The sequence below is a fragment of the Rhodococcus sp. 105337 genome (assembly GCF_012844225.1).
Classification (GTDB): Bacteria; Actinomycetota; Actinomycetes; order Mycobacteriales; family Mycobacteriaceae; genus Rhodococcus.
In genome coordinates, this window is the sequence record NZ_JABAGQ010000009.1 from 6,351 (window position 1) to 31,880 (window position 25,530).

General features: G+C 63.9%; 14 protein-coding genes. 4 read left to right on the forward strand and 10 right to left on the reverse strand.

Translation table 11 applies throughout. The annotated features are described in order from the left end of the window. Positions 1 to 3: 3 nt before the first annotated feature. The 7 genes from brxD to HF886_RS20910 form a co-directional block, all read right to left on the reverse strand. Complete coding sequence (brxD, locus tag HF886_RS14700; RefSeq protein WP_169652702.1) at positions 4 to 1,299, reverse strand: BREX system ATP-binding protein BrxD; 1,296 nt, start codon at positions 1,297 to 1,299, stop codon at positions 4 to 6. After that, positions 1,296 to 4,106: a BREX-2 system phosphatase PglZ gene (gene pglZ / locus HF886_RS14705; RefSeq protein ID WP_169652703.1), complete on the reverse strand. Its 2,811-nt coding sequence runs from the start codon at positions 4,104 to 4,106 to the stop codon at positions 1,296 to 1,298. Before pglZ ends, brxD begins: the two co-directional genes overlap by 4 nt. Further along, a complete protein-coding gene (locus HF886_RS14710) occupies positions 4,103 to 7,822 on the reverse strand; it encodes a DUF6079 family protein (RefSeq protein WP_169652704.1) in 3,720 nt (1,239 codons plus the stop codon). Before HF886_RS14710 ends, pglZ begins: the two co-directional genes overlap by 4 nt. Then, positions 7,822 to 11,442 (reverse strand): BREX-2 system adenine-specific DNA-methyltransferase PglX, encoded by a 3,621-nt coding sequence (gene pglX / locus HF886_RS14715; RefSeq protein ID WP_169652705.1) that lies wholly within the window; start codon positions 11,440 to 11,442, stop codon positions 7,822 to 7,824. Before pglX ends, HF886_RS14710 begins: the two co-directional genes overlap by 1 nt. After that, positions 11,442 to 15,560, reverse strand: a complete 4,119-nt coding sequence (locus HF886_RS14720) for an NERD domain-containing protein (protein ID WP_346765378.1) — start codon at positions 15,558 to 15,560, stop codon at positions 11,442 to 11,444. Before HF886_RS14720 ends, pglX begins: the two co-directional genes overlap by 1 nt. A 341-nt stretch (positions 15,561 to 15,901) precedes the next feature. Further along, positions 15,902 to 17,773 (reverse strand): DUF2075 domain-containing protein, encoded by a 1,872-nt coding sequence (locus HF886_RS14725; RefSeq protein WP_169652706.1) that lies wholly within the window; start codon positions 17,771 to 17,773, stop codon positions 15,902 to 15,904. Positions 17,774 to 18,277: 504 nt separating this feature from the next. Then, positions 18,278 to 18,448, reverse strand: coding sequence for a hypothetical protein (locus HF886_RS20910; protein WP_206038817.1), 171 nt, complete (start codon positions 18,446 to 18,448; stop codon positions 18,278 to 18,280). An 819-nt stretch (positions 18,449 to 19,267) separates the two neighbouring features. Between HF886_RS20910 and HF886_RS14735 the strand changes: the two genes are divergently transcribed. The 4 genes from HF886_RS14735 (at position 19,268) to HF886_RS14750 (ending at position 21,825) form a co-directional block, all read left to right on the forward strand. After that, on the forward strand, positions 19,268 to 19,549 hold the full coding sequence (locus tag HF886_RS14735) for an SAV_915 family protein (protein ID WP_346765379.1): 282 nt from the start codon (positions 19,268 to 19,270) through the stop codon (positions 19,547 to 19,549). Positions 19,550 to 19,623: 74 nt separating this feature from the next. Continuing rightward, positions 19,624 to 19,827 (forward strand): hypothetical protein, encoded by a 204-nt coding sequence (locus HF886_RS14740; protein ID WP_169652708.1) that lies wholly within the window; start codon positions 19,624 to 19,626, stop codon positions 19,825 to 19,827. Beyond that, positions 19,824 to 21,008 (forward strand): hypothetical protein, encoded by a 1,185-nt coding sequence (locus tag HF886_RS14745; protein WP_169652709.1) that lies wholly within the window; start codon positions 19,824 to 19,826, stop codon positions 21,006 to 21,008. The genes HF886_RS14740 and HF886_RS14745 overlap by 4 nt, the downstream gene beginning before the upstream one ends. A 52-nt stretch (positions 21,009 to 21,060) precedes the next feature. Next, positions 21,061 to 21,825 (forward strand): hypothetical protein, encoded by a 765-nt coding sequence (locus tag HF886_RS14750; RefSeq protein WP_169652710.1) that lies wholly within the window; start codon positions 21,061 to 21,063, stop codon positions 21,823 to 21,825. Between the two features lie 217 nt (positions 21,826 to 22,042). Here HF886_RS14750 and HF886_RS21285 read toward each other — a convergent pair whose 3' ends face one another. The 3 genes from HF886_RS21285 to HF886_RS14765 all read right to left on the reverse strand — a co-directional run bounded on the left by HF886_RS21285 (position 22,043) and on the right by HF886_RS14765 (position 25,166). Beyond that, positions 22,043 to 23,290 carry a TerD family protein gene (locus tag HF886_RS21285; protein WP_169652711.1) on the reverse strand — a complete coding sequence of 416 codons (1,248 nt, stop codon included), beginning with the start codon at positions 23,288 to 23,290 and terminating at the stop codon, positions 22,043 to 22,045. A gap of 81 nt (positions 23,291 to 23,371) precedes the next feature. Continuing rightward, positions 23,372 to 24,499, reverse strand: a complete 1,128-nt coding sequence (locus HF886_RS14760; protein WP_169652712.1) for a DUF475 domain-containing protein — start codon at positions 24,497 to 24,499, stop codon at positions 23,372 to 23,374. Between the two features lie 88 nt (positions 24,500 to 24,587). After that, positions 24,588 to 25,166, reverse strand: coding sequence for a TerD family protein (locus tag HF886_RS14765; protein ID WP_169652713.1), 579 nt, complete (start codon positions 25,164 to 25,166; stop codon positions 24,588 to 24,590). Positions 25,167 to 25,530: the final 364 nt, after the last annotated feature.

Here is a 25,530-nt window from a genome sequence, read left to right on the forward strand (position 1 = left end):
GTGTTAAAGCTCCACGTCGTCCGCGGAAACCGCGGCGCGCTCGGTGTCCGTCAGCTCGGTCGACGCGACCGTCAACGCGTAGTGCTGTCGCGGATCGAAGTCGTCGAACTGGTCGACTCGGTCGAGCACGTCGAGCACAAGCTTCTTGAGGAAGAGCCGCGGTGAGATTCCCACCTGCCCTCCGAGTTTGCCCGCCACTGCGGATGCGAGGTCGCGCAAGTAAGAGTCGTCGACCAGCGCGCGAATCCGCTCGGGTGCCGAGGCGCCATTCGCATACACGTCACGCACTCGAATGCCCACTTCGACGAGCTTCTCCAGGTCGAACCCGGCAAGACGGATCTGTGGAGCGCGCGGGTTGTCGAAGCGAGCGTCGGTGGTGAAGTCGGTGTGAAGGCGCTGCGCAAGTGGCGGCAGCGACTGGATGCCGAGTCGACCGTCGAAGAATGCAGGTGTACCGGTGATGAGCAGATACAACCCCGGATATCGACCCGAGTCGAGCTCGTCGATCCACTGACGCAGCGCGTTGAGCGCCTTGGCGCGACTGTCCGAGCGCATCCGCTGCAGCGTCTCGACCTCGTCGATCACCAGGAGCAACCCCGGGTGTCGCGCTCCTTCGAGCACTGCGAGCAAACCCTGAAGAAATCCCATGGCGAGGAAGTGGTCGACGTCTTGCCGAACACCGGCAGCCCGTTTCGCGGCGGCACCCACGTGAGGCTGCCCTCCGAGCCAGGCGACGAGCGCATCCGCGGTGGCGGCGTCTTCGCGGGCGAGAGCGGCACGATAGGCGCGCAACACCATCGGATACACCGGTGTCACAGTCGCAACGGCCGCGAGGCGCTGCTCGAGCAGCGCGTCTATCTGTTCCTCGGTCGCTTCGTCCACTCCCGCCGCAGTCGCGGCGTCCTCCTCGACACCGAACAACCAAGCGTCGAGCACGCTGCGGAACGCAGAGGGAGGGAACGCGGCGGTGCGCAGGGACTCGGTAGTCCGGCGATACACCGTTTCCAGCTTGTGGAGGGGTGTTTCGAGTTCGCTGATCTGGACCTCGGCCACCGCCAGGCCGCGACGCATAGCGCGCTGCTGTATCCACCGAGCAAAAAAGGTTTTACCCGAACCGTATTCGCCACGCACAGCCTTGAACACCGATCCACCGGCGGCGATGGCGTCGAGGTCATCGTCGACGGTCGGAGCAAATCTGTCGATGCCTACGGCAAGTACATCGAGGTTGCCGGCAGGAACGGTTCCCTGTCGCAGCGCCTGCAGGATCTCTCGCCGACGGACCGGCGACAACGTGGTCACGGCGCAACCCCGTACTGCTCGAACAACAACGCGGATTCGAGCTCGACCTCGGTGCCGTTGTCGGAGAGCACCACCACCCCGTCGGTGTTGAGTACCTGTGCGAGCACTGCAATCGCGGCGCGAGCGCGTGCCGGCTTCACGTCGAGGACGTCCGCAGCTCGGCTCAACGCAAGCCGACCGTTAGCGTCGAGCATTTCCTGCAACAACTTGCCGATGACCGCCTTGGTGAACTTGGGTCGGAACTGCGCGTACTGCTGCTTGAAGAGCTCGCTGCCGAGGACCTCCGCGATCCGATCGCGGCCCATGGGTGCCGTGGCCGCAGGACCGGCGGCGGGCGTGCCGACATCGAACAGCGCATCGGCCTGTGTAACGGGTTTCGTGGAGGCTGGCGGCTTCTTGCGTTTCGGAACCGGTGCCGCGGCGACAGGAGGGGCGGCCATGGGTGTCGGTGCGGTACGCGCCGTTTCCCACCATGCGGGTTGCGGCGCAGGTGCCACTTCGAGCCCGAGGTGCTGTGGTATCGCACCGTTGACGAGGATGGACACGGGGATCACCACTTCGGCCAGTGAGCCGCCGCCGTGGTATCCGGCCTTGAGGCCCGTGTAACGCACTTGCTCGTCGACAGCGAGGATCGCGCGCTGGTGTCCGGACAGTACCCGCTCACCGATGACGAGCACTTCGTCCTCACGGGGTTCAGGGTCGAGGTCGGAGGCAGACCGGTATCTCGCGGAGATCTGCTGCCCGCGTTGGACGCTCGGCTGCTCGCGGCGTTCGACGACATGCCCGTGATCACTGACCAGCACTACAGTTCGGCCCACGGCTGCAGCGGCAGTGAGCAGTGGATCGAGATGCTTGAAGCTTGCAGTGCTCCAAATGGCGCCGATGGGATCGGACCGATCGAGCGCATCGTCGATGTCGTTCAGGACGCACGCCACGACCGGGCGATGCTCTGTGTCGTCCACCGCATCGCGGACGACGTCGGCAAGTGCGTGATTTCGGGAGACCAGATCCAGATCGGCCTTGTGGAACAGGACCTGTCCAGCGCCTTTCAACCCGTTGCGCTGCAACCATTTGGCAAACCCGGATCGCTCTTTGTCTTGCCCACCCTCGGCGAGACCTCCGGTCAGGAGCGAGCAGCGCGAGAAGCGTGTCACGGTGGGCAGTGCCGCGAGTGCTGCGTGCGGCTGGTCTGCGCCGGCGAACCGGCATTCCTGCCATTGTGGCCGGTGTCGCCGCAGCGCGTCGGCGACAACTTCATTGGCGACCGATCCGCTCATCCCGTCGGCGATCACGAGCAGTACAGGCGAGGGCTTCGGTCCGCCTGCGGAGACGCTGCCGAGCCCACCGGTGGGTCCCGGTGCCGGCACCGTCAGCGGTTTCACGATTCGGTCGAGCACATCTTCGATGTAGAGCGGGCCGCCCGAGCCGGCGCGATGGCCGCCGCCCGAGGCGAGTTGGCGCGCGAATCGGCGATCCGCCTCGGACCGCTGGTTGCGCACCGCAGTGACTATTCGATCGGCCACCGTTGCCAGGGCTCGGTCGTCGGCACCGACGAATGCATCGTTGACGGCGTCGTCCACCCACGACAGGTCGCGCCGGTAGTACGAGAGCCAGTGGGTCAGACCGGCAGGCTCGGACCATTCGAGGTTCCGTCGACGGAGCAGACGCAGCGCAGCTGCCCCGACCTGTACATTCCGTGGTGCATCGGCTGTGCCGACGTGCGCACTACGGTGGGCGACTACGTCTGCCCACGCGTTTTCCGCTGTCGCCAGATCATCGGAATCGACGGCTGCTCCGAGGGCCTTTGCGAATTGCGCAATGCGCGGGGCAAGTGCCATCGGTAGGACGTCGGACCGCGCGACCAGCGGCTCGGCGTGCAGGCGTCGCACTGCATCTTCGGCCCGGCGCAGCACCTCGTCGGGAACGTTGGTGCCCGACACCGCAAGTGCGGCGGCGTTGCCCCACGCGGTGAGCTGCTGCTCGGTGAGGGCACGATTTCCGAGCTCGACCTCGAGCAGGGTGCGGACTTTGACGATGGTGTCTCGCGCCGCGGGAAACGCTACAGCGGCCGCGCTACCGTCGCCGATGAGCGCTGCGACGAGACCGAGCGGGACGAGGTGCCCCGGGCCTCTGCTGCGCCACACTGCGACGAAGACCGGGCCGAGCGGGCCGAGCCGGGTCTCGATCCAGCTGTAGAACTGCTCGAGAAGCACCGGATCCGTGTGCTGGCGCCACACCTCGAACCGGGCGGTGATCGCGTCGTCCATCGACCACAACGCGATGTGGTGAGGGGTGTACTCGGCTGGGCGTAATCCGAAGTTGCGGTCGGCCAGCGTCGCGAACAGGTGATCGTTGGTCAGTACACCACCGGGCGCGGGCGCGCGCACGCCGTCGAGGTCGCGCAAGGCGGCGCGGGCGGCATCGTTGCTCAGCGAGAGCAGGTGAAACTCCTGCCTGGCAGCCTGGAACAGCTCTCGCAACGCCGGCCACGGATCCAGATTCGACAGCCGTCCGGCGGTGAGGTGTTCGAGCACACCAGCAGGTAGTTCGGCCGCGTCACGATCGGTCAGAATCACTACCCAATCAGCACGGTGTCGCTCGGTGAGTGCGTCGCGGATCGCCAGAACACTTGGCGCCACACGCACCCGCACCGATTGGCCGTTGAAGTCGATCTCGTCCGGTCCCGACCATACGGGGGCGGCGGCAAGAGCAATCACTCCGTGGGAGTAGTTCTTGCTGCGCAGTCCAGCGACGAGACTGCGTACTGCCGCGATGTCCGCCTCGGGAAGACTGGCAGCGACGGTCACGGCTCCACCTTGGTGATCGTGACGGTGTAGGTGGCGTTCGGATCCGCATCGAGTAGTTCCCGCAGACGGCTTTCGGCGGCAGAGAATCCGCCACGAGCGGTGAAGGTAACCGCTGACGGCGGCGGTGGCGGGGGTGGCGGTGGCGGGTGTGGCCCGTCTGACGTAATCCACTTCTCTATCCATCGATCCCGTGCCGCATCAGCGGTTCTAAGGGCTCCAGCCAGCGGGCGCGAAAGCTCATGGTCGGCGAAGCTGCCCGCAACAGCATCGATGATCACAGCCGCCTCGCGGCCCCGCTCATCGTCCGCTGTTGCCGCATTTCGTAGCACGGTGAACTTGTCGAGCGAATAGCGACTGACAGCGTCGGCCACCGAGACCGCCGTGGTAAGGCACTTGCCGGCCTCGAGGTCTGTGCCGGCGAGGGGAGCATTCGCAATCGCCTCGACCATGGCGATGTTGTCCAAGTGGTTGAGTTGCGAGTCGAGCATCTCGGTCAGGTCTCGCGCCAGGTCGAAGCGCTTGCCGGTTTGGAGCCCGAGGTAGCCATATGCGCGAGTAAGAACATCGACGAGACGTAACCGGTCGGCGCGTCCGCTCGCTGCGTGGTCGCGCACATGCTGAACGAAAGCCGCGACGTTGGTGGCGGTGAGGTAGTCGTTGACAGTGACCCCGGTCAGCGTCTTCCACCGAGTGCACGCCCGGGTCCACACCTGACGGTCCGGAAGGGGCTCGAGGCGCAGTGTGGTGCCACGTCGGAAGTCGCCGATGGCCGGTTCGGTGATGGGAGACGAGTGCAGGAACCACGACCGTTTGCCCTGCGCTGCCCACGCGCCCGCCACCAGATCGACCATGTCATCGGTCAAACCCCGCTTCGGTCCGCTCGCGACGATCGCATTGCGCAGATCCTCGATGTGAACATCCCCCGACTCGTCGAATCCGGCACGTGAGAGTTCCTGCGTAATGCGGTTGCGCCAACTCGCGAAATGTTCAGGGCCGAAGAGCAGATGGGTGTCATTGGTACGCGCGATACCGAGCGATTCGACGACGCGTCGTACAGTGTCGCGTTCGCCGCGGTCGAGGGGGATGCGTCCGTCTTCCACCGCCTGGGCTTCCCGCAACCGTGTCAACGTCGTATTCAGCTGACGCCGGGTGATGAGCTGATCGGCAGGAGTGAACTCGGGGTGATCGGGATACAGCGCGGCGAACGCGTCGGCGATCAACCGGTTGGCGGCCTCGCCCAGGTCGTGTCCGATCGGAGGCTGCACGGCGAAACCAGCGTGCAGCGACCGCAGCGGCGGCTGATCGGGTGCGAAGGCCGAACCGGATCCGGCTGCCACTCCGTAGGCGACTTGAATGGCTGTCCCCAGCTGGCCACGCACCTGTGTCTGCTGCTGTTGCAGGATCGATCTGGCCGCGGCCCGGTCCGCGTCGGACAGCTCGTTCGCGTAGGACGCCCACCGGTCCCCGGCGAGCACGTAGTTGAGGATCACGAGCCGGCCGAGCTGCCGAGTTACCTTTTGGCTGAAGAAGTTCGGCAACCATGCCACGGTGAACCGATCCTGCCCGGTCCGCAAGAGTTGGTCGATGCGGTCGTGGTCCTCGCCGGTGGTGTGGCCGGCATCGTCGAACGGTAGGTCGACGACGAGCCGCAACGCCCCGTCGATCGAGGGCCGGAAGGCTTCGTCCGGCAGGTAGCCGTGGTCGCGGATGTTGCCGAACACGATCTCCACTTGCCGTTGGGTTCCGCGCCAGATCACCTGGCGGAGCAGTGCGTTGTCGACGGTGTGGTCGGCTCCGACCACACCCAGCTGCTCGGAGAGCATCTCGCGCATCAGCTCGCGGCGACGGCCGTCGGTGTCCTCGGCCTGGGCGCGGCGAACGATCCGCTCATAGTCGACCGATTCGAGAGTCACCGAGATGATGGGGTTCGCGTCTGCCGTGACGGACAACTCGGGGATCTCCGCCGCCCACGCCTTGACCTTGCCGGTGATCTGTCCGATCTGGTCACCCGGGATGAGGCTGATGACGCTGCCGTGATTGAGCGAGGCCAACCGAGCGGCGTCGATCTGCTTGAGCGCAGGCACATTCGGGGCCACCGCCGACATCAGCAACGTCTTGGCGATACGGATATCTGCGCGCAGACCCGGCGGCACGTCCTTGTCCGGTGTGGACTCGGGAACATTCGCATTGCGGAAAAGCAACGGACGCAACTTATCGGTCCACAGCGAGCGCGCAGTCTTGAACGTCTGGGTGGCGGCTTCGTTGATGGGGGTCGCGTTTGCGCTGTCGATGATGTAGTCGAACGCCTCGCCGACAGGAATCACATTGTCGATAGTGAGCCGGTCGGCGTTGTCCGAGAGCATCTGCTGCATGACCTTCAGCGCGGTGCGCTCGCGCTGCATCTGTCCCGACAACTCGCGCAGCGTCGCGATGAGCGCAGGCGAGAACGGGTAGGTCAGCTTGAAAGCATCGGCGTCGGAGCCGCGGTGCCGGTCATCGGTGTTGACACCGTCCAGGAGCACATCCCATACCTGCGGGCTGCGGTCGAGACGAGCAAACGCGGCGTCGAGGGCGGCTTTGGCCTCGGCGTCCCGCGGCTGCAGCAGCCGCTTGTGGGCGATGTAGGGGAGGTTCTCATCGCCGAGGGTGACGAGCCCGAACCGTCCCTCCTGGTGAGCGAATGCCCGTTCGACCGCCTGCTGGATGGCACCGGCGTCGGGGCCGCTGGCGACCCACTGGGCGAGGTTGTGCTGCCGGGCGACGTACGAGATGACCGGGACGGCAAGGCGCCCCCTGCTGGTCTCGACCAGCTTGGTGATCTTCTGAACCTCGGCGTTGAAACGTTCGCGTTCGGTGATGAGGAACGTCAACCACAGCACGAGTTCGTCGAGCATGAGAACGACGCCGTCGTAACCGAGCGATTTGGCGTGGTCGGCGATGACGGCGAGACCGTCTTCGAGAGAGAGCCAGTCGGTGTTGCGCGAGTAGCTGGTGAAGTAGGTGGATACCAGGGCCTGCTGTAGCCGAGCGCGCTCGGCGGGATCTGCACCGGGAGCGCTTGCGGCTGCGTAGGTCTCGGGTGTCCACGCCCCGGTCGACTGACCCAATGCGGACCAGTTGACCGTGGTGCTGGCCTGCGGGCCCCCGGCGCTGTTGAGCGCGGCGAAGAACTTCTCGTCGCCCACCTCGCGGCGTCGGTTGTCGGCGTCACCGAACAAGCCGCCCGCGGAGTGCAATACCGGGGGAAGCACGTCGGGGTGTGCAGCGGCGATCTGCCGCAGATACTGGTCGAACAGCGCCGATTCGACGCTCGTAGCGTCGAGGAAGTGGAACGTGAGCCGCAGCAGGTTCGCCTGGTTCACCGTGGGGTGTTGGGCCACGATCGGCTGAAGCTCCGGTACGGACAGAGCTTTGGGGGAGTGTCCGAGGATGCCGTGCAGCACGGCCATGAAGTGCGATTTACCGGAGCCGAAGGAGCCGTGGAGGAACGCGGCCTTGTTTTCACCGGAGCGCAGTGCCTCGTCGACTACCGATAGAGCCGAGTCGAATGCTTCAACGAGGGCGGGAGTGACGACGTACGAGTCGACGGTTGCGGCGAGGTGGTCTTCGCCTACCGAATCGGACAGCCGCAACACGTAGTCGTTGGTGCCGTGTGATTCGGGGATGTCGAATGTCTCGCGCAAGGTGCGCGCGGGAGTCGAGGCGCCGGGGAACACTACTGGCCTGCCTTTCCGGTTGCTGCCTTGCGGCCGCGGGTCTTCTTTTCGGGTCGCCACGCCGGCAGATCTTGCACCGGAACACCGACCGCGGCGGATTTCTCGGCGAGTTGGGCCGTCAGGTACTCGGCGAGGTCGACCCCGAGATTCGGGTCGACACCGGCGTGCCACTGTTTGACCCAGGGCAGCACCTCGGCGATGCCCGCGACGACAGGCACCAATGCGGTCAACGGTGTGCCCTCGGACTCGCGCATGGCATAGATGGTGGCGAGCGCCAAACCCTGCTGAGCATGGTTCCAGCCTGCCCATCCGAGCAGCGGGGTCGGGTCGGTGGCGCGCCCGGCGTGGGGGTAGGCGATGAACCGTTCTTTCGGCACATCGAGCTTGCCGCGATGCGACCAGTACGACGATTTGAGGAAGTCCGCGTTGGTGTACTTCGGGGGTACGGGGATGTCGGTGGCTTTGATCAGCCCCGCGTCTTCGTCACGCTGCAAGTCCCACACCCTCTCCCATTCGGCGCGCTTGCGCAGCCCGGAGTCCTTATAGCGCAGTGCGGCGAGGTAGGGGACGGCTTGGTCGGCGAGCAGCTTGACGAGAGTAGCGGTGACCGGTGCGTCCTTCTGGCCTGCCCACAGATCCAGGGCTTCGATGAACTCCGGATTCTTCTCGACGTGTCCGGCCAGTTCGCTGACGGAGCGGGGCAGCGGCGTGCCGTGCGGCGTGAACCACAGAGTCGGGTCTTCGAGTTTGTCGAGCAGCCAGTCTCGCAGGGCACGCTGCAGCTTCACGTCCCACGAATCACCGGCCCAACGGCGCTTGTATTCGGGGCGCTCCAGCAAACGAATGAACGGGTTGGATTCGATAACGGCTATGCGCTTTTCGACGAGTTCCCGGTACTCGGTAGGCCAGTGCGTAGGAATCTCGGTGATGGGGCTGAATTTATGATTGTGGTGGTCGAACCAGCTGGTCTCGATTTCACCTGCTGCGACCTTTCGAGCGAGCAGGATCGCAAAAGTGCGCTCCGCAGGTGCCACACCGGGTGCTCGCCCGACAGGCATCGTAAGGTCTTTGTCGATCAGGCCATATTGGTGGTAGACCTCCCAGTCGAGCTCTTCTTGCTCGGCGACCATCTGAGCGCGGATTTGAGCATGTTCAGCGCGGGCGTTATTGATAACGGTGCGGCACACACCCCGGGCTTCGATCATTGCGGGTGGTTCCTGTGTGGCAAGCTGCCGAGCCAGTGTGTCGAGGTAACGGGCACGCTCAAGGGGAGCGTCGGCCGTCAACGGGTAGTCCTGGAGGGTGGTGCCGGTGAACTCGAATCGGCGCTCCCACGGTTCGTCGGCCCCGGCTGCCTCTGCCCCAGGACGGCCCTTATCGTGGCTGTTCTGCTTGAGCCAGAAGCACGCGGTCGAGCTGTTGAGGGTACCCAGCAGCCGCAGGTGATCGTCCTCGCTCGCCCCCTCCGGCAACTTGATCACCGGCGCGGACTGCTTGAACACCTTGCCGCCACGGTCGAGCACGAAGTGGTTGTGGGTGGCGACGAACGCGAAAGTGATGGAGAAGGGGGTTGCGTGGCGTCGGGCAAAGAACATACCGATGTCGAACCATCGCAGACCCCGCTCGGAGGGCACCTGTCCGAAGTAGAGCCGTCGAGCGAGTCGAGTTCGGTGCTGCCATAGGTATCTCGCTGTAGGGGCGGAGGGTTCTCTGTCCTGGCCAGACCATGAGACGGGTGCGAGGCCGTGGCTCTGATAGTCGATTGAGTAGTCGCGGACTTCGTCGCCGAGAACCACCGGCACAGTATCTTCAGCGAGTTGTCGCCCGAGTGGTGACCTAGGGGGCACCAAGAAGACGTCGTCTTCGAGGGTGAGGTAGGTCATCCCGATGTCATTGGTTTGGTCACCTAGAACTGATTTTGCGGTCTGGTGTATTGCTGCCGAAACTTCAACGGCACCACCGCCAGAAAGACTCCACGGGTGCTGGCGCAGATTCTCGCGCGGAAGATCAGTGATCGACACCCATTGGTCCTCGTAACCCGGCTGGTCGATGTGTTCGACGATCGATGTCCAAACTAGACCTTTGGCGGGATTCTCCGGCGCCCCGGGCTCACCTTGAATACCGAGCACGGCGCGTACCGTATCGTGGACCCTGCCTTGATTTCGTCCGACAATGATGACGGTTGGAGTCCCATGCCCGGGTATGTAGGCACCGGAAGTGTCAGCAACTAGACGGAGATCCTTATTTGCAAGGAATTCTGTAATTAGGGGGACGCCGAATTCTCGCTTCATGAACGAATTCGAGGTGATTTGCCCGACCCAGCCGGTACGTCCAGCCGCGGCGTCTACGCCTTGCCATTCCTTCTGTCGGGCGAGCCGGAAGAACTTTTCCATGAATGGCACTGTGAGCGCGTACTTTCCCTTGCAGTACGGGTATAGCTCGCGGTACCGCCGATTGAGTGCTTTGTCGCTGACAGCGATATATGGCGGGTTGCCGACAACAACGTCATAGCTACCGGGTGTGAGGAGTCGTCTGAGCAGAGGCGCATCTTCCGTGCTGTAGCTGAAGTTGGACGCGATTGCGTCCTTATCGAGCTGGCGATCGCCAAAGTCGAATGAATCCGAACCATCCTGCTCGGGCCCGTGCAGAAGTGAGTCGCCAGCGGCGAGATTGAGCGTGAACTTCGGGGCATGCACCAACGATGGTTCGTTGCATGCCTTCATCGCCGCGACGATCAGCCGGAACTTTGCGATCGCGACTGCGAACGGGTTCAGGTCTACGCCATAGATAGAGGCGAGCGCGTTGTCGACGCGCGTGCGCAACTCGAGGCCCGGGGCGTGCCGGTGCCAGCGTTCCACGAGCCGGTCGAAGGCGCCGAGCAGGAAATGGCCGGAGCCGCAGGTGGGATCGATGAGTTTGAAACCTTCGAGCGGGCGGTCTCTCAGCGCAGGCTCAAGGGTTTGGTCGAGGATGAATTCTTCGACGAAGTCCGGGGTTTGGAGAAGCGCGTACTTCTTCTTCGCGAAATCCGACAGGTCTTGATACAGGTCGCCGAGGAATCGCGTCGAGAGGCTCTCGTCGTCGAACGACCACACCAACTCGCCCACGTCGTCGGTCCGTCGCCAGAACCCGAGCAACTGCTGCACGACGTCTGAGGACGGGGAGATGATGTTGAGCGCAGCGTGTTCGTCGACCAGCGCCTGGGTGGCGGGGTTGCGGCGCAAGGCGTCGAAGGACTGTTCGAGCCACTCGCGGTAGGAGCAGTCCTGGTGTTCGCGGTAGAAGGCGTTCTCGGCATCAATGGCACGTTGCCGCAGCAGAGGGGTGGGGCCGGCGATCCACACCGCGGTGTCGCCGAGCAACAGGTTGTCTTCGCAGAATCGCACGAACACGGAGGTGAGCAGCCAGCCGACGGCGGCCTGGGTGAGCTGGTCTTCGGACCAGTCGGTCCACGACGTGGCGGTGCGCTGTTCACGCACGGCCTCGCGGTGGGTGGTGCGCCAGTTTTCGAGTTCGTGCGTGTCGGCGTTCAGCCGTGCCCGCATGTCATCGACCAGCAGGGTCAGTTGCGGCTTGAGTGCGGCCGTCAACTGGGCTCCGGCGATCGTGGCCAATGCCATCAGGCGTGCTCCTTTACTGTCGAATCTTCGGGCTGGACTGTGACGCTGAGTAGCGCCGATACTTCTGTGTCGTCGATCTGCGCGAATTGTTCCGGGCTGTTGATCGGCAACCTCGTGCCGTCCACCTTCGAGCCGGGACGCCCGCCAGCCTCGTTACGCTGCGGCACCAGCGCCCACACAGCATGTGGAGGCGGGGTGGTCAGATCGGTCCATCTGCCGAGCACGTCGAGCTGCCCGTACGCGGCGAGTGTCGACAGGTCGGTGAGGACCACTGGACCGCTCGCTGCCGAGATCGCCTCGATGAGTGTCGGAATTGCTTGAGCGACAAATCCTTTCAGCCCTTCACGGTCGGCGGTAGCGCCTGCGTCTGCAGCGAGAATCATGTTCCAGTCGATGCCCGCAGTCGCGGCCTTCGATCGCAGCGAACCGAGTAGAAGCTCCGTCACGTCGATGTGGGTTGCCCCGAATCTCTCAACCAGCGCCGCAGCCACCGCGTCGGAGGTACCCAGAGGAACACCGAGAGCCCGGAACGTTCGTTCCTGCACGCTCGAGGCCAGAAGGTATTCGACATCGGACGTTCCGTGCTCCCGATGCACAGGAGCGGGGGTGCGAGTGTGGCGTGTGGGCACGTAGGAGGCCGCGGCCTGCTCCTGCACGAACTGGTAACGAGCGCGGGCGTCGTTCCACTCCATGTCCGGTACGAGAGACAGCACCACCGCGTCGAGCTCCGGGCGGCGGGGCAGGGACTTCGCCAACGCTGGGAAACGCGCTGCGAGACGCGATTCCAGTTCGGACCGGCCGAAGGAGTCCGTTGCCGAGAGGCCGCGCAGTAGCATACGCAACGCCTCGAGAATCGGCATCGATCGAGCGTGCAACTCGTCACGAGACGACAAGGCAACCTGCGTCGACGATGCTGCAGCCATACGCAGCAGCGCGTGGCCCGGGATCTCCACGTCGCCGGCAGCGACATCCAACAGTGCTGCTGTGGCGTCGCGCAGCGCCGACTCGGACTCCGCAGGTGCCACCAGCAGCGACCCCTGAGCCTGTGCGGCGTCCACCAGTGCCTCGGCACGCGCCGCCAGCACCGCGGGCAGCTTGCGTGAGACCCCGGGCAGCGAGATCATCGCGACTGTGCCCGAGCCGTGCCGCCGCACCATGTGCACTGCGGCGACGGCCGCGCCCCCTTCGTCGTTCTCGCCGTGTGGAGGCGACGCCAGTAGGAGCCGCAGCACACCGAGCGCGGTCCGCTGCGGGTTCTCGACCCCGTCGGTGTGGAGCGCGCCGGCGAGTTTCTGAGCAAGCAAATCCGGCGTCGAAGCACCACCGGACAATTCGAGCAGCGTAAGCATGCGCCCGTACAAGTCCTCCACGGTCGCCGCGAGCTGCGGGTTCTTTGCCCACAGCGACGGGAACTCACCGAAGATCTGGGCGATGCGACCCGAGGAAACTCCGGCGCGCGGTGCCACCATCTGATAGGTCATGAACGGATCGTCGGTGCTGTTCGGATGCGACCCGAGAACCAGCTCCACTACCTGTCGACGGATCGCCGAAGGCTTCGTCGCGGCTGCGCGAGCGAACTCGTCTGCCAGCGTCGCGAGCGAGGTGTACGTCGCTGCGGAACCGATGGGTTGCACGGGTTCCGGAACGGGCGGCGGGGCGGGCTTTTTCTTCGGTGTCGATGCCGGTTCGATCGTCTGCGCCTTGAAGACTGCGGTCCAGGCGTCCCGCATGGTAGCGGCGGTATCGAACCGCTTTTTCACGTCGCGTGCCAACGCGGTCCGGAAGAAGTCCGCGAGCGCATCGGCGCGGGCGGCGCTCACGCCTCCTGCAGTGAAGTCTTCCGCCGAGACGGAAACGTCGTCGTCGAGAACACGTGGGTCGCTCAAACCGTCCCCGTATACGGGAGTTCCGGACGTTGCCATCTCGTACAACACCACGGCCGCCGAGTATCGCTCCGCCGCGGAGTCATAGGAGGTGCGAATGCCGGTGCCCAAGAATGGATCCCGATATGGCGGAGTACCTGCGTCGATCTGCTCGACGGGGGCGCGTGACAACGAGAAGTCGAACAGCGCGAGCCTGGCTTTCGCCTTGGCTTTGCCTTCGGGCTTTGCCAAACCCAGATTGGAGGGTTTGAGGTCACGGTGGGTGATGCCGGCCGCGTCGAGCGCGACCACCACGTCCAGCAACTCCTTGCCCCAGCTTCGCAGCTGCGTTTCCCCGAGCGGGGTGTAGCGCACGACGTCTGCGAGTGTCTGCTCGCCGCAGTTGCTCAGCAGCAGCGCTGTGCGGTGCGCGAGCTCGATCGGTCCTTCGATGAGCTCCACCACGCCGGGCACCGGCGGGGACTGGCGGGCCAGCTCGGTAAGGACCAGTGCCTCATCGTGGAGGCGAGAGGTGGCGGCGTCGTCAAGTCCCACCTTGAGTACCCGCAGTTGGTCGTCGTGCTCCCGGTCGGTGACCAGCACGCCGCGTGCAGTGGAACCGGCGCCCAGCACTCGCACCACGTCGAAGCGGCCGCCGAGGAGCGCACCAGGAGCGGGATTGAGCGGATCCGCCTCCGGAGCCGCCGACGTGGCCAATCGGTCGTGCCGGTAGTCGGAAAGTGCGGCGACAAACTGCTGCGCACCGAACTCGGGACGGCCGGTCTTGCGATCCGTCTTCATGCGCGCCGATACCGACGGAGCTGTCGCCTGCAACACGAGCGCGCGCAACGTCTCGTCGACGAACCCGCCTCCCGAGGCTGCCAGATCCAGGCCCTGTTCGAGCCGCAGTCGTTCGAGCAACGCGGCACGGTCGCGGGCCGGTGCCTGCCCACCCGAAAGCAAGTAGTAAGCGAGCGCCCCGAGGGAGAACACGTCCAGCGCGAGCCGGTCGGCGTCCGGGGCCCATCGATCCTCCGGGGCCTGGTAGACGGCATCGGCCGGGGCACTGCCCGGCGCGACCGCGGTGCCGAGCATCGTCGCGGATCGGGTATCTCCTGTATGCACGCGACCGGCCCACGACCAGTCGGCGAGACGCACGCGTACCTCGCCTCGATCGAGAGCATCGGTGTGGACGAGCACGGTGCTCGGACCCAGGCCTCGGTGTGCGACGTGATTGCGGTGCGCGTAGGCGACGGCCTCGGCGGTCTGGGTGAGAATCAGCAGTTGCTGCTCCGCGGTGAGGGTGCGCGTCGCCAGGGCTAGATCAAGGGGTTCGTAGCCGGGGATGTCCGGGTAAACGATGACGGTGTTGCCGTCGTCGTCCTGAACCAGATCACGAGGCGCGACAATCGCGTCGTGCCGCAGCGAGGAGAGCAGCGAGAACTCCCGTTGCATTCGTCGGTGCGACGCCGCCCGTGCCTGCACCGGGGTACCGCGGTGGAACGAAACGATCCGCGCGCGTGCGCGTTCGTCTGTGCCCTTGTGGGTGGCGGCCCATTCCTGCCAGTCGTCGCCGCTGGCCAGGGGGGTGCCGGTGATCGTCCACGACCCCGCGTCGCGTTCGGTGCGGCGTGCGATGCCCAGGTTCTTCAGTGCGAGGGCGATGATGACCGACAGGTCCTCGTCCACGCGCTTGGTCTCGGTGGGCGGCTCCAGTAGCCGGGTCGAGATGCCGGGCAGACCCGTCTCGTCCTCGAACCCGTCCGGGCCGAACAGCCCCGACTTCGCCAGGTCCGGCATGTCGACCTTGAAAGGGGCGCCATGAAGGAACACGGACTCCTGCACGAACGGCAGAGCGCGACGCACCTTCTCTGCGTTCAGGCCCGCTTGCTGAGCAACCTTGCGGGCCTCTTCCTCGATCCGTGTCGCCAACCGCTGGGCCTTGCGGCGAGTAACCAGCAGCGGGGAGCGCTGGGTACGGGTCTTGCCGCCGAGGGTGGTGCGCACCCAGCTGGTCTCTGTGCCCTGCAGGACGCCGGTGTAGTGCTTGAGTTCGACCAAATGCAGTCGGCGCCGGCCGAGAACCAGCGCGTCGATCTCGTGCCACTGTCCGTGGTTGTCCATGAACTCGAAGTTCGTCCACGCGCGGTAAGGGGACGCCTTGGGCACGATGTACCGAAGCATCGCCAGACCGTCGGTCTCGTGCGCGAACGCCGACTTCGAGACCTCGACCCAGCGATCATCGCTCTGTGCCACGTCACCGCCTATTTCTCGGTTCGAATCGCGGCCGAACGAGGGTCGCGCAAGTCAGAGCGGACTTTACCAACCAGTGGACACGTCCTCCGAGTCCACCACTGACGCCTCAACCCCAGAACCTCCCCACCCCGTTACTGCCGGACACAGGAGTGTCGTATGGGACTCGATGTGCGTTACAACCGTTGCTCCGGCGAGTCGGATTCCACGTCCGCGCCTGGCAGATCTCGTCGCGGAGGACTGCGTGACGGCCTGAACTCGGCACCACCTGCACCCTTACAGGTGCGTTCCGGTGGACCCTGTGTGGAGCGCATGAGTCGCGAACCTGCCACCCGTGCCAGTTGCTATTCCGAGATCAAATCGCGGAGAGCTGCTCGGGTCTCCGCGTCCGTGGAATAGATGACCGTACCGATCATGCCCCTGGTCAACAGGACCTTGTACACGTTGCGCACGAGCCGATCGAATCGCACGTCGGAGATCTTGGTGCGGTTCTTGAAGTCGGGGTCGCGGTTCGCGGCGCGGTCCGTCGTAAAACCACCGTTTCGCCACACCAGGTCGGGTCCCAGGATGACGCCGTTCCAGTCGTACTCGAATCCTTGTGCTGTGTAGACACACCCGACCTGTCCGAAGCCGCCGTCTTCGGTGGCCCACAACGGAGCCGGCGGAGCATCGCCCGTGCGCCGATCGCTCTTGCTGTTCCAGGGCCTCGCCCAGCTTCCGATCTGCACGTCGGGAACGAGGTTGCCGTCTTTGTCGGCGTTGCTCCAGGGCCAGCAGTAGCCGGCCGTCATTCGAGCCGAATAGCCGCGTTCCATCTGCTGCGAAAGCAGATGCTCCATCTCCTCGGGAGTGTCGGCAACGCGCACAATGAACTGAGGGTCGGGGGTCCACTGGAATGCACCCCCTTCGGTGAGGCCGAGGAGTCGCTTCACCCACAGGACGTATTCCTCGCTCCCCCCACAACGGAACTGTTCGCCCAGGTGGACATGCTGTGTTTCGATTCCGAGCGACGTCGCATAGTGCTCGATCTGCTCGAGCGACCCCATCTCACCGGGACGCACGACTTGATGTTCGTCGAGGAGAAACACAGGTACTCGTGCCGCTGCGATGAGTTCGTCGACCTGAGGTCGATCGGTCCGCAGTTCGGCCCGGGTGTATCGATCGACCGATGTCTCCCGGATCCGGTGGGCCTCATCGAGAATCAGGACGTCCAGGCCGTTCGGATCGGCGGACATGAACTGGTTGAAGTACTTGAACATCTTCTGCACGCGCGGTGCTCGATGCCCCGCTACCTTGCGAAGTGTCTGAGTGAAGGACCGTGACCCGGTGGCGTGCAGGACGGTTCGTCCTCGACGCGCCAATTCGCCGAGCAGAGACAAGGCGATGACGCTCTTTCCACTCCCGGGGCCGCCGGTGACGATGACGATCCGTTTACTGTTCGACGCACGCGAATTCTCCACCGCGTGCAGGACGAGGTCAACGGCCAATTTCTGGTTGCCGAGCAAGTGGAACTGTGGTCGGTCTCGCACCTCGGCAGCCGCGACTTTCAACAACTGTTGAGACGGTGCGACCGCCGACTTCATCAGCGTGTCGCCGGCGGCGTGGCCGGGAATCGGTGCGAGGCGGGCACGGAGAAAATCCAGCAGGTCGCCACGCTCGGCCGCAGTAAACATGCGTCCGGTGATCCCGGTGGGGTATGCGCGCAGGTCTGCGACTGTCCCAGGGTCGGTTGCGTTGTGGAGGTATGCGATGCCGGCCAACGAGTCGGGTTGATCGGCCAACGCACGAGCAAAGTCGGAGAGGTAGTCGCAGTAGCCCTTTACCTGTGCCACCGGGTGAAGTTTCGGGCCGCCAGGCATACCGGGCACCTCGACCAACTCAGGGCTGTCCTCGTAGCGGTATGCGGCTGTCCACTGCTTCAGCTCGACCACCACGTACGATGCAGCACCCGTCCGTGGATGGACTCCGGCGAGAACCACATCCGCCCGCTGTGAGGTGAGGGGGAGGTGGTACTCGAGGAGCATCTCGACTTCGCCCAGGCCCGCTTCGACGAGGTCGTGTGCGAGAGCCGGCAGGCTGCGTCTCCACGAGCGCTGCTCGGCTTCGCTGGCGCGGCGCCCGGTCTTGAACAGCATCTGCTCCAACAATTGCTCCACGAGCGAATCGGGTTGTTCGAGGTCCACAATCCGGCGGGCGGAAGTACGAAGCAGCGTCACAGTCAAGTCCCCAAGGCAGCACGAATTCAGTCGTGCGGGTGGGGGCATGTCCGTGGCTGCTTATCGCAGCGGAAGTCCGTCGGGCCGCGAAGAGGAGCGTATCGGAGAAATCGACTCGGTTCACGCCGAGATTGGATACACAGCTTTCAAGAACAATGCCTTACAAGGAACGCGGGTAGTGCCGTGCGCACTGTGGGCCTCTGCAGCACACAACGCCGAACCAGGGCCCGCTCAGGTCGTGCTGGAGAACGCTCGAGAGCCCGGCGCGCTATCCCTGCCACAACTCGGCTCCGGGGCCGGTCACGCGGCTTGCAGCAGCCGGCCCTGGATAGTACTCGTCGTGTCGGGATTCGTTGCACCACGCAGGGGTGCCACCCCTCGACACCGGATCCAAGGGCTGCTCCAAGAGGGCTGCACGAAAGTTCCTCGGCTCCAATGGAGCCGAGGAACTTTCCTGCCAAACGCCGGCTCTTCCATCGATGCTGAGTGAGCGCCGTTATCCCGTCAGTACGCGGAGGCGTAATTGAATCCGCCGTAGCTGCTGTAGTTCTCGTCCCGCGCAACTTGCGTGTACTGCGGAGGCGCACCGGTGCTTCCCGAGAACATCGGATACGAGACAGAATAGATCGCGGCGTAGACGTAGCGTGAATGTTCATTGGTGATGCGTGCGGACACGTACGAATCAGGTTCGATGCTGACCTCGATGCTTCCGCAGTATTGGTTTGTATTGGTTTCCGTCGGCTTTAGTGGGCAGGCTGACGTACTTGTTTACCCTGCCGTACCTGTCGTAATAGGCGATTTCGTTGTTGTGCTGGTTAGCGCTGCAGAACACATGCACCCACTGCTGGAGACGGTTTTTGCGACAGTGGTGACGGCGACGCCAATTTGCACGGCTCGACCATGCGATTGCTCTGGCAACTCGAGTATCGCGGGATCGGCACGTGTGTTCAGGCGGGCAGCCTAGAGGCAAGCAACAATTCGAGTCTCAACATCTGCACCGCGGGAAATTCGATCTGGGCGGGGTGGGAGGCCCGTGATCGATGGGAAACCGCAGTAAACGTTCCGCCGTCACGTTGGGAGAGTATACGTCCACTTGCGGCGGATTATGCAGTGTCCCAGTGCGTATCGTCCGATCAGACGACATCAGGGCCCCCCGACAATAAAGGATCGGACGAATTCGTGTGGCGCTGCGAGACCTATGGCTGCGGGTTCCTGTGAGCTGCTGTCCGCGGCATGCGTAGCTCGGTGGAAGATTTGGTTCCCGCTGCAGGTCGACGGTTCGAATCTGTAGCGGTTATGGAAGGACCGGGAGGGCGGTCCGGCATCGCGTTCGACCGAGACCGGCAGCCCGCAGGCCAACGGAGCCTCATGGATCGCTACGGGTACCTCCCGACCTCGCACTGACGCGCGCATCCCGCTATCGGTTACCCTTGGCGCCGAAAACCGGGTGGGGGAACACCGATGGGGATCGGTGGTCGGGATCTAGGGGGTTCAGTGACCAGTGCTGCGCGAGAAGTACCGCCCATTGTCTATCTGCCGTGCATCGAGAGGGTGACCGATCCGGCGGATGCAGTGATCGAGTTGAGACGCACCAAGGACGGCCGGACGGCGCTTCTGGCCTATTCTGCTTTCGACAGGTTCCAGAGGTGTTGCGGTGACCTCAAACCGTGGGTCGCGCTGCCGTCGGCTGCACTCGAGGCGCTGCACCGCACGGATCCTTTTGACCTGCTTCTGCTGGACGTCGTCATGCCGGAGGGCCAGGTGCCGGGCCAGTGAGCCTTTACGTCGATCACGCTGCACTCGACGAAATAGCGGCGATCTGCAGCACTGCCAGTAGGACCGTCGGGGAAGTGGGCGAGACTGTCCCGTTGTCGGTCGACGCAGGGGACGCGACGGCAGTCGTACTGGGGATAGTTGCGCTGTTGATGGCAAACGGAGGCGACCTCGTCGCTGCGCTGTCATCGACGAGCAATGTCGTGGAAGAGGCGAACGCCGCTTACCGCACCGGAAATGATGAGCTCGCTGCCGAGCTGACCAAGGTATGGAGCGAATGAACGCACCGCTCGATACCCGTTTGCCGGGCGACCCCGAATCCGTTCGCGCGGCAGGACGATGGCTCAGCGAGAAACTCGCGGCCGAAGTCGACCGAGCGGTCGATGCGATGTACTCGGCGCGGCGCCTCGCGGACGGTGGATGGGAAGGCCCGGCAAGCGAGGGCTTTCGGAAGCTTCTCACCACGGACGCGCAGAGCGCAGAGCGCTTCGCTGAGGCCGTCACCGACTACGGACGGCACATCGACCGCCTCGCTGCCCAGCTTCGATCCGTACAGTCGGATCTCGCGCATGCCCGCGACATCGCGCGGGAATCCGGGCTAGCGGTGGAAGGCGGGTTGATTCATCCGCCCGGAAACCCACCTCCCGTTCCGGCTGTACCGCCGGAGGATGCGTTGCCGAGCGTTGTTTCGGCCTATGACGCCGCTGTGTCGGCACGACGTCGACATGACGAGCTGACCGCAGCCTTCGAGATCGCCGACGCCGCAGTGAGAGCCGCGAGATCTGTCTGGATGATCGCGCTGGAATCGACCCGCAACGTTGGGGCGGAGATTACAAGCAAATGGTTCTTCTTTGCCGCCAACTCGGTGAACGGCATATCCGGTGCACTCGCTGTTGTGAACGCGGCCGCATTGAGGAAGAACGCAGCGTTCTTGGCCGGAGAAGCGCAGAAGTACGTCGACCTGGCGCGATCGGGAGTACCCGGTACACCAGCCTCGGTGATCTACCGAGATTTTGATCTCGGGAGGGCTCTGGCCCATCGTGCCGACGACGCGGCAGCCGCGGCTGTCAGGTCTGACGGCCTGGCGCGAATGAGTGGTATCAAGCTCGGCGGAGCTTTGGCGGTTGCAGGCGTGGCATACGACGTACTTGCCACGGACAAACCGGTTGGTCAGGCGGTTGTTTCCGGGGCTGCGGGATTCGGCGCCTCGTTGGCAGCGGGTGCGGGGACCGGTGCCTTTTTGGGGTCGGCTGTGCCGATCCTGGGGACAACGGCAGGGGCGATTGTCGGCGCAGCCGTGGGATCAGCCGCAGGGCTCGTCACATCAGGTTCGGTAGACGCTGTGTACGCCAACGGGATCGGGGATGTGGGAGGTGCTGTTTCAGCCGGTGTCGACGCGGTCACCGAGGCCGGATCAGCCGTTGGCGATGTTGTGGAAGGTATCTGGGATGCACTATTCTGATCAGCTCTCACGACCGATCGAATGGTCGGCGCGAAGATGGACTCGACGCCTGGTGCTCTCGGTGATCGTCATGTCGGCGTTTTCCGTTCCCGCGCTACTCATTGCGGCAGGTGGACTCGTGATCGGTGATCCATACCTGGCGAAATATGGAGTGTTGTTCAGTTGCGTATTAGTGAGCGCGATTCTGATGCCCTTCGCGGCGAACGCGCGCAGGAATCGGATGGGCTCTATTCACACCATCGAGTGGAACGGTGTGCCGGCGACTGTCATCGAAGGGTCGCGGATCGTATTCGCAGTGGTGACGACATTTTTCCTCGCCGGGGCTGGACTCTGCCTGTCGGCTGCAGCGGACATTCTTCGTCATGGCGGTGGTGGAGGAACGATAGTGCTCGTCATCTTGTTGAGCGTGTTCGGATGTGTTGTGGGCTTCTTCCTTCCCATGATGCTGGCCGGAAGAATCCGCCGTGGACGACTTGTACTGACGCCAAACGTAATCCACCAGCGAGGCTGGAGTCTGGAATCGACGTTGGACTGGCATTCCATCCTCACCGTCAGGCCCGTAGTACTCGGGAACTGGGCGGTTGTGCTTCTCGGACACCCTGCAGCACAGTGGGAGCGACGTGCGACGGTGCCCCGGGGTTTAGGTTGGGGTGGGTTGCCGATCACGCCGATGATCGAAGTGCATTGTCACATGCACCCCGTCGATCCGACGCTTCTCTATACGCTGTTGCGGTTCTATCTCGAAAACCCGCAGGCTCGAACCGAACTGGGGACCGAGGCTGCGCTGGAGCGGATCAAGGCAAGAAGATTCGCGTGAGTAGCGCCGACGAGCAGAGTTCGTCGGCGTCTCACGTCCTTCCCGATCGCGGGAGCGCTACCCGTGGAGGTTGGGCGACCATGGCGTCAGCAACGGAACCGACTGGTGGCCCGTCCACGCAGAATCCGGTTTCGATGCCGAGGCCGCTGCAGCGTGTCCCACCGCCGCGTCTCTAGCAAATGTCGCTGAGCGCCGGAGTAGAGCGACCCGTTGCCCTCTACTTACTGCCCGCTGTCCATCGCATCCTCCACTTGTACGCTTTGTCGAGGTCCGACTGGCTGCCGCGGATGTAGCGGACCTCGCGCTTGATGTCCATCTGTCCGTTCTTGTTTTCCAGCAACGCAATCGCACACATGGGGGCGCGGTTGTCACCAGAGTCGAGGCGGACCTCGATTTCCGGGCCGGACGTTCGGTACAGCGTGACCACTCCATCTGCTGCAGCCCAATTGGGCACACCTTCATAGATATACGCAAAGATAAGGATGCGCTTGAACGCTCGCGGGTTCGACAGGTCGATGTAAAGGTTCTCGCCACCGGCCACGGAGCCTGTTCGGTCGTCGCCGTCGAGCTCGATGAACGGGTAACCGTATCTCGATCCGAACGCTTCCCCGAGGGCTTGGATGACGCCCTTGCTGCCGTCGGCCATTTCGTAGAGGCAGCCGAGATCGAGATCGATGCCGTTGGTACCGGCAAGGCGCCCCAGGAACCCCTTACCGGAGCCTCTGGTCGTCCAGTTCAAGTTCACGCGCATGACTCCCTGCTCCTCACCGGCCTTTACGAGGCTCACCGAGGGAGTGTTCTTGTCGAGAGTGATCTTGGAGAGCGTGACAGGCGGTGAGGCGGGTGTTGATGGCCGCGGCCGGGACGGAGGCACACCTCGGCGCTCGGTTGTCGGTCCGGGCATCGGCGCAGGCGGAGGAGTGGGCGCGGGCGGAGGAGTGGGTGCAGGTGCGGGGGCCGGCGCGGGCTGGCTGACGTCCACACCGTAATTCATGGCGAGGGTCGAAAGTCCGGTGTTCCATCCCTGCGAGACGTTTCGCACCTTCCATGTCCCGTTGCGGCGATAGACCTCCATGAGGATCGCTGCCCGCTCGGAACTCAACCCGCTTGCAGGTGCCTGAACGACCAAACCTGTCGGTTGTTCGACGGTGACGCCGAGGCCGGGGACTGTCGCCAGAGTGCCGCTCACGCTCTCATCCAGAGCCACCGCGATCGACAGTGTGTGAATGCGTGCGGGAATGAGGGACAGGTCCAACGAGATTCGATCGGCACCGATCAGCCGAATAGCGCCTTCGGGCGATTTGGGCTGGTTGAAGAAGATGAAGTCGTCGTCGTTTCGTACACGCTGGTCTTCCGTCAACTGGAAGGCCATCAGATCGACCGTGCCCTGTCGTGCGCCGGACACGGACAGTGTGACGGCGCCGTCGTGGATTACGGTATTCGCTCCGGGGGGAAGTGCAGGCATGGCGTGTCCGGCCCGACGGCCGACTCCTTTCGGCGGAGGGATGTGGCCAGCCGGGTGCCGGCTGGCCACACTTCCAACTGATCAGGCGTTCACAGTGAGCGACTCGGGTCGGGGATCTTCGTCCGCGTCCGCGTCTGTGTCCCCGGGGTTGTTCTTGTTCCGGATGATGCTGGTGGCCAAGGCCGCGAGGATCAAGAACACGCCGGTCAGGCCGGTGACGATCTCGCTGACGTGGTTGCCGATCGAGTACAGCAGGATGAGCGCCAGCGCGCCGATCGCCCAGTGAGCGCCGTGCTCGAGGTAGACGTACTCCGCGAGGGTGCCCTTCCGGACCAGGTACACCGTGATCGAACGAACGAACATGGCGCCGATGAAACCGAGGCCGAGAGCGATGATGATCGGATCGGACGTCACGGCGAATGCACCGATGACTCCGTCGAACGAGAACGATGCGTCGAGCACTTCGAGGTAGAGGAACAGGAAGAAGCCCGCCTTACCCGTTGCCTTCGCGAGGTCGCTGGGACCACTCGACGATTCTTCGCCCTCCTCGTCGACGTTGAACAATTCGCCGAGGCCGTTGACCAGAATGTAGGTGATCATGCCGAGCGTGCCGGCGATCATCACCGTGGATGACTTGCCGTCGGGTGCGAGGAAAAGCGCAGTGAGAACGAGGAGCCCGGATGCAACGACCACCGAGAGCTGGTCGAGCTTACCGATACGTTCCAGCGGACGCTCGATCCAGGACAGCCAGGTGATGTCCTTCTTCTCGAAGACGAAGCCCAGGAACAACATCAGCAGGAACATGCCGCCGAACGAAGCGATCTGCGGGTGCGCGTCCGTGATCAGGGTTTCGTAGCTCGCCCTGCCATCCGGGAAATATGCGGCGCCGTCGGCCGGCGGGTTCAGGGCTAGGTCCAGAGCCGCGACGGGGCCGAGACCCGAGGCGACCCAGACGATGAGGAGCGGGAACACGAGTCTCATACCGAAGACGGCGATGAGTATGCCGATCGTGAGGAAGATCTTCTGCCAGAACTCACTCATTCGCCGCAGCACGGTTGCGTTGATGACCGCATTGTCGAACGACAGTGAGACCTCGAGGACGCCGAGGATGGCTGCGAGCAGGAGGGCCTGAGGGCCGCCGTAGAGGAAAGCGACGACCAGGGCGACAACGGTGACGGCGAATGATGCGCCGAATATGCGCAGAACCACGGACGTGGCCTTTCTCTATGGACGCTTCAGCGCCGGGACGCCCGATGTCGAGCGTCCCGGTCGCTTCGTGTAATCGAAACTGATGAACTCAGGCGACGTTGACGCCGTAGTCGAGGGCGATTCCTCGAAGTCCGGATGCATAACCCTGCCCGACAGCGCGGAACTTCCACTCGGTGTTGTGGCGGTAGACCTCACCGAAGATCATCGCGGTCTCGGTGGAGGCATCTTCCGACAGGTCGTAGCGGGCGAGCTCGATCCCCGTGACACGGTCGATGATTCGGATGTACGCGTTGCGGACATGACCGAAGGACTGGCCGCGGACGTCCGCGTCGTAGATCGACACGGCGAAGAAGATGTTGGTCACCGACGGGGGGAGCGCAGCGAGGTCGACGTGGATGGATTCGTCGTCACCGTCGCCGTCACCGGTCAGGTTGTCGCCCGTGTGCTCGACCGTGCCGTCGGGCGAGGAAAGGTTCCCGTAGAAGACGAAATGTTTATCCGAGAGAACCTTGAATGCCGGACCGGTGATCAGCGCCGACGCATCGAGGTCGTACGGCGCACCCGTGGTGGTGCGCTCGTCCCAGCCGAGCCCCACCGTGATGGTGGTGAGGTTATCGGTGGCCTTGGACAGAGATACGTTGCCGCCCTTGGCAAGCGAGACGCTCATGTCAATCCTTTCGAGTTCCTGCGGGGAGGTCTGTCAGGACGACGCCTGGGCCCGAAATGCACCACAGGTGTCGCCGGGGTGGGCGAAGATATCAGAAGAAATGAGCGAGTAGACGGGTGGATGCCCTCGATCTACAGGTGAGCACTCCGGGACGAATCTCCGGGGCTCGGCGGAATGGTTAGTCCACGCTGCTTGATTGAACTCCTTCTGCGGGGGCACTTCTGGGCATGCCACGCAAAGGCAACAACGTGCCGTACGTCACCTGCTCCAGCCCCCGACAGACTGTTCGGGGCACAACATAGCAGGTGCAACCGAGTCTTCGGAAGTTCCGGTTATTCCTGTGCTCTCGGGCCGGTTTATGCGC